This window comes from Pseudomonas protegens (genome assembly GCF_003732485.1).
GTDB classification, from domain to species: domain Bacteria; phylum Pseudomonadota; class Gammaproteobacteria; order Pseudomonadales; family Pseudomonadaceae; genus Aquipseudomonas; species Aquipseudomonas protegens_B.
Genome location: NZ_MOAK01000088.1, coordinates 67,048 through 72,603 on the forward strand (window position 1 = coordinate 67,048; position 5,556 = coordinate 72,603).

Here is a 5,556-nt window from a genome sequence, read left to right on the forward strand (position 1 = left end):
CTTGCACCTTGAGGATCTGCGCTTGCAACGTCGCCTGATCGGCGCAGCGCAGGTTGGCGTGGCCGACCTTGCGCCCGACCTTGAAGGCCTTGCCGTAGTGATGCAGGTGGCAGTCGTCGATGGCGATGACCTTGTCCACCGGCGGCACTTCGCCGATGAAGTTGATCATGGCGCTCTCACCAACCTTGGCCGTGGAGCCCAGGGGCAGGCCGGCCACCGCCCGCAGGTGGTTTTCGAACTGGCTGCACTCGGCGCCTTCGGTGGTCCAGTGCCCGGAGTTGTGCACCCGCGGAGCGATCTCGTTGGCCTTGAGGCCGCCGTCCACTTCGAAGAACTCGAACGCCATGACGCCGACGTAATCCAACTGCTTGAGCACGCGGCTGGAGTAGTCCTCGGCCAGGGCCTGCAACCGGTGGTCGCTGCTGGCCACCGACAGGCGCAGGATGCCGCTGTCGTGGGTGTTGTGCACCAGCGGGTAGAAACGGGTTTCACCGTCTCGGGCGCGCACGGCGATCAGCGAGACTTCACCGGTGAAGGGCACGAAGCCTTCCAGCAGGCAAGGTACGCTGCCCAGTTCGGCGAAGGTGCCTGCGACGTCGGCGGCGCTGCGCAGGACCTTCTGGCCCTTGCCGTCGTAACCCAGGGTGCGGGTCTTGAGCACGGCCGGCAGGCCGATGCGCGCCACGGCGGCGTCGAGATCCGCCTGGGACTGGATGTCGGCGAACTCCGGAGTAGGAATCCCCAGGTCCTTGAACATGCTCTTCTCGAACCAGCGATCGCGGGCGATGCGCAGGGCTTCGGCGCTCGGGTAGACCGGCACGAACTGCGAGAGGAAGGCCACGGTTTCCGCCGGCACGCTCTCGAATTCGAAGGTCACCAGGTCCACTTCATCGGCCAGCTGGCGCAGGTGGTCCTGGTCCCCGTAGTCGGCCCGCAGGTGTTCGCCCAGAGGGGCGGCACAGGCATCCGGCGCCGGGTCGAGGAAAGCGAAGTTCATTCCCAGCGGAGTCCCCGCCAGGGCCAACATGCGGCCCAGCTGGCCGCCACCGATTACACCGATCTTCATCGTCAACAACCTCAGGCGACGCGCGGGTCTGGATTGTCCAGGACGCTGTCTGTCTGTTCAGCACGGAATTTTTTCAGCACCGCGTGGAATTGCGGGTGCTTGGCGCCCAGGATGCTCGCCGAGAGCAGGGCGGCGTTGATTGCCCCAGCCTTGCCGATGGCCAGGGTGGCCACGGGGATGCCGGCCGGCATCTGTACGATGGACAGCAGCGAATCCACGCCCGAGAGCATCGACGACTGCACCGGCACGCCCAGCACCGGCAGGTGGGTCTTGGCTGCGCACATGCCCGGCAAGTGCGCCGCGCCGCCGGCACCGGCGATGATCACCTCGATGCCACGCGCCTCAGCCTCTTCGGCGTACTGGAACAGCAGGTCCGGGGTGCGGTGTGCGGACACCACCTTCACCTCGTAAGGGATGCCGAGCTTTTCCAGCATATCGGCGGTGTGGCTAAGGGTGGACCAATCGGACTTGGAGCCCATGATCACGCCAACCAGTGCACTCATCGTCGTGCCTCTTCTCTCTGGGCGCCCGCAGGCGCGTCAAAAACAACAAGCCACGCGAAAATGCGTGGCTTTGTTGTACGAAAAATGACCGGACGAACCGGCCGAAGGCCGCGCAGTATACCGAAAAAGCCGCAGCAAACGCACTTTCGCCGACCATCTGCAAAACAAAGTATTTCCAGCGCAAAACCCCGGTTTTATTGACTCCAAGGTCAATCCCGCCCGCCTCGTAGGAGCTGGCTTGCCAGCGAAGAGGCTAGCCCGGCGATCACCACCCTCCCGGCCGACGCTTTCGCCGGCAAGCCGGCTCCTACAAAAAAACCTGCGCCTATCTCCCGTAGGAGCTGGCTTGCCAGCGAAGAGGCCCGCCCTGCAATCACCGCCATCCCCGCCGACGCCTTCGCCGGCAAGCCGGCTCCTACAAAAAACCTGCGCCCATCTCCCGTAGGAGCTGGCTTGCCAGCGAAGAGGCCCGCCCTGCAATCACCGCCATCCCCGCCGACGCCTTCGCCGGCAAGCCGGCTCCTACACGGCCGCGGCTTGGGCGGCGGCGCCTTCCAGCTTGCGCCAGAGCAAGCGCACGTTGGCCTTGCGCACCAGGGCGCAGCGGTACAGGCGAATCTCCAGCGGCACATGCCATTGAGCGCCGCCGCACACCACCAGTTCGCCCCTGGCCAGTTCGGCACGCACGCTCAGTTGCGGCACCCAGGCAATGCCCAGCCCCTCCAAAGCCATGCTCTTGAGGCTGTCGGCCATGGCGGTTTCATAAACAGTGGTGAAACGCAGGTTGCGCTGGCGCAGCAGCAGGTTCACCGAACGGCCAAGGAAAGCCCCGGCGCTATAGGCCAAGAGCGGCACGCTGGCCTCGCCCTCCAGGTCGAACAACGGCTTGCCCTGGGCATCGGCGGCGCACACCGGGAGCATCTCGGTGTGCCCCAGGTGCAGCGAGGGGAAGATTTCCGAATCCATCTGCAGGGCGGCATCCGGGTCATAGAAGGCCAGCATCAGGTCGCAACCGCCTTCACGCAGGGCATGCACCGCATCGCCGACGTTGGTGGCCACCAGCCGTGTGGCGATGCTCAGCCCTTCGTTGCGCAACTGGGCGATCCAGCGCGGGAAGAAGCCCAGCGCCAGGGAGTGGGCCGCCGCTACCTGCATCACTTCACCCTGCCCGCCTTCCAGGTGGTGCAGGTGGCGCACCACCTCGCCGAGCTGTTCGACCACGGTGCGCGCGGTCACCAGGAACAACTGCCCCGCTGCCGTCAGCTCCACCGGCGTGCGCGAGCGGTTGACCAGGGTCAGGCCCAGGGCCGCTTCCAGGCTGCGGATGCGCCGACTGAACGCCGGCTGGGTCACGAAACGTCGCTCGGCAGCCTGGGAAAAGCTGCGGGTGGCGGCCAGGGCACTGAAGTCCTCGAGCCATTTGCTTTCCAGATTCATCACGTCCTCCCGGACACGCACCATTTTAGGTCGCACGCTCGCCGGCAACCCGGCGTCACACCGCCATTATGCCGAATATGCATAGCCCAGTGTTTAACAGCATTGGCCCAAAAATTCCCTTCGGCCTAGGATTCGCAGCGTTCCCGGCACAGACCGGGTCCCTACCGAGATGATCTTCGTCATGTCCTCCGCTGCATCATTCCGCACCGAAAAAGACCTGCTTGGCGTACTCGAAGTACCGGCTCAAGCGTATTACGGCATCCAGACCCTGCGAGCGGTGAACAACTTCCGCCTCTCCGGCGTTCCGATTTCGCATTACCCGAAATTGGTGGTCGGCCTGGCAATGGTCAAGCAGGCAGCTGCTGACGCCAACCGCGAGCTGGGTCAGCTCAGCGAAGCCAAGCACGCTGCCATCAGCGAAGCTTGTGCCCGTCTGATCCGCGGCGATTTCCACGATGAGTTCGTGGTGGACATGATTCAAGGCGGCGCTGGCACTTCAACCAACATGAATGCCAACGAAGTCATCGCCAACATCGCGCTGGAGGCCATGGGCCACAGCAAGGGCGAATACCAGTACCTGCACCCGAACAACGACGTGAACATGGCGCAGTCCACCAACGACGCCTACCCGACCGCGATCCGCCTGGGTCTGCTGCTGGGTCACGACGCCCTGCTGGCCAGCCTCGACAGCCTGATCCAGTCGTTCGCCGCCAAGGGTGAAGAATTCGGCCACGTCCTGAAAATGGGCCGTACCCAGCTGCAAGACGCCGTGCCGATGACCCTCGGCCAGGAATTCCGCGCCTTCGCCACCACTCTGGGTGAAGACCTGGCGCGCCTGAAGACCCTGGCTCCCGAGCTGCTGACCGAAGTCAACCTGGGCGGCACCGCCATTGGTACCGGCATCAACGCCGACCCGCGTTACCAGGCCCTGGCCGTGCAACGCCTGGCCGTCATCAGCGGCCAGCCGGTTGTTCCAGCTGCCGACCTGATCGAAGCCACTTCCGACATGGGCGCCTTCGTGCTGTTCTCCGGCATGCTCAAGCGTACCGCGGTGAAGCTGTCGAAGATCTGCAACGACCTGCGCCTGCTGTCCAGCGGCCCACGCACCGGCATCAACGAAATCAACCTGCCAGCGCGTCAGCCAGGCAGCTCGATCATGCCCGGCAAGGTCAACCCGGTGATCCCGGAAGCCGTGAACCAGGTAGCGTTCCAAGTTATCGGCAACGACCTGGCCCTGACCATGGCGGCCGAAGGCGGCCAGCTGCAACTGAACGTGATGGAGCCGTTGATCGCCTTCAAGATCTTCGACTCGATCCGCCTGCTGCAACGCGCCATGGACATGCTGCGCGAGCACTGCATCACCGGTATCACCGCCAACGAAACCCGTTGCCGCGAACTGGTGGAGCACTCCATCGGCCTGGTCACCGCGCTGAACCCGTACATCGGCTATGAAAACGCCACCCGTATCGCCCGCATCGCCCTGGAAAGTGGCCGTGGCGTACTGGAACTGGTGCGCGAAGAAGGCCTGCTGGACGACGCCATGCTCGACGACATCCTGCGTCCGGAAAACATGATTGCCCCGCGTCTGGTTCCGCTGAAAGCCTAACCGTCGCGACACCGAAACATGCAACACCGCTCACCAGGTTGAGGGACTAGACACCTCTCACCTTTTGAGGGCTTGGAGATACGTCTCCAGGCCCTTTTTTTTGGCTCCTCACAAAGTCCCGGAAACCCAGAAGCAAGACCGCCTATTTTTCAGCGCCGCCCCTTGATGGAGCGCCGTGATAGCGCGGAAGCTATGCACATTTTCGTTTATGACAGACGCAGCGCTGCCCCCTCTCCCCCTTCATCTTTCGAAATGGCGAGCGGGATGGAGAGTGGCGAACGTGTGAATCCAATTTGAACGTATTGGCAAGACCCCTTCCCGGACCGAGTGCGGGTGACACGCCCCAACACCACAGCGGACGGCTCACACCCACAATCGTCAATCGGTATGCAGCAGACAGTAACGAATAAGTGCCTGCTCGACGCTTTGCTTATCCCGCAGCACCAGCCCAATCACGATCGCCTGATCCGCATCCACGATTTCGTAGAACACCCGGTATCCATCGGTGTTGAGCTCACGGTAATGCAAGATGCCCAAATCGCTTGCTTGAGGGCTGACTGGGTAGCCTAGCGGGGCGGACAAGAGCTTGTCCTGAAGAGCGTCAATCACAGCTTCCAACCGCTCAAAGGCAGACTTAAGGTCGCTATAGTCGGCCAGATGCACGATCTGGTCTTCAATGCTTTGCTGTGCGGTTTCGGTGTAGCGGATTGTCAGTGTTGGCATCTACCCCACCTTTTTTATTTGTGGGCAAACCTCTTGCTTAAGCGGGCCTTCAGCTCATCAGTCGAACAATGCTTGCCTTGGGCGTACTCGCGCGAACTGACTGCGAGCAATTTCACCAACGCCACTGCCTCGTCGCGGCGCTTACGCTCAACGTAAGACTCGACAACGTAAACAGGCACACCGTTTTGCGTAACGACCATTGGCTCCTCTAAAGGCAGATC

The 5,556-nt window shown here is 62.7% G+C and carries 6 protein-coding genes; 1 reads left to right on the plus strand and 5 read right to left on the minus strand.

Features of this window, described 5'->3' with window-relative positions; all coding sequences use genetic code 11:
- The 3 genes from BLX41_RS31675 to BLX41_RS31685 all read right to left on the minus strand — a co-directional run.
- A partial coding sequence (locus BLX41_RS31675) for a 5-(carboxyamino)imidazole ribonucleotide synthase (RefSeq protein WP_123728059.1) occupies positions 1 to 1,066 on the minus strand: 1,066 nt, incomplete at its 3' end.
- A gap of 11 nt (positions 1,067 to 1,077) precedes the next feature.
- Positions 1,078 to 1,569, minus strand: a complete 492-nt coding sequence (purE, locus tag BLX41_RS31680; protein ID WP_016967060.1) for a 5-(carboxyamino)imidazole ribonucleotide mutase — start codon at positions 1,567 to 1,569, stop codon at positions 1,078 to 1,080.
- 522 nt (positions 1,570 to 2,091) lie between these two features.
- Complete coding sequence (locus BLX41_RS31685) at positions 2,092 to 3,006, minus strand: LysR substrate-binding domain-containing protein (protein ID WP_185073885.1); 915 nt, start codon at positions 3,004 to 3,006, stop codon at positions 2,092 to 2,094.
- Positions 3,007 to 3,187: 181 nt separating this feature from the next.
- On the opposite strand from BLX41_RS31685, the gene aspA reads away from it, so the two are divergent.
- Positions 3,188 to 4,612 carry an aspartate ammonia-lyase gene (gene aspA, locus BLX41_RS31690; protein WP_123728046.1) on the plus strand — a complete coding sequence of 475 codons (1,425 nt, stop codon included), beginning with the start codon at positions 3,188 to 3,190 and terminating at the stop codon, positions 4,610 to 4,612.
- 378 nt (positions 4,613 to 4,990) lie between these two features.
- Here the strand turns inward: aspA and BLX41_RS31695 are convergent, their stop codons facing one another.
- Both BLX41_RS31695 and BLX41_RS31700 read right to left on the minus strand, forming a co-directional pair.
- Positions 4,991 to 5,335 (minus strand): type II toxin-antitoxin system RelE/ParE family toxin, encoded by a 345-nt coding sequence (locus BLX41_RS31695; protein ID WP_025131511.1) that lies wholly within the window; start codon positions 5,333 to 5,335, stop codon positions 4,991 to 4,993.
- Positions 5,336 to 5,349: 14 nt separating this feature from the next.
- Positions 5,350 to 5,556: prevent-host-death protein (locus tag BLX41_RS31700; RefSeq protein ID WP_123728047.1), on the minus strand; the 207-nt coding region annotated here is incomplete at its 5' end.

Bases quoted from the DNA above. Each gene is read 5' to 3' on its own strand.
- purE (WP_016967060.1), bottom strand. From the start codon at position 1,569: ATGAGTGCACTGGTTGGCGTGATCATGGGCTCCAAGTCCGATTGGTCC.
- BLX41_RS31685 (WP_185073885.1), bottom strand. From the start codon at position 3,006: ATGAATCTGGAAAGCAAATGGCTCGAGGACTTCAGTGCCCTGGCCGCC.
- aspA (WP_123728046.1), top strand. From the start codon at position 3,188: ATGTCCTCCGCTGCATCATTCCGCACCGAAAAAGACCTGCTTGGCGTA.
- BLX41_RS31695 (WP_025131511.1), bottom strand. From the start codon at position 5,335: ATGCCAACACTGACAATCCGCTACACCGAAACCGCACAGCAAAGCATT.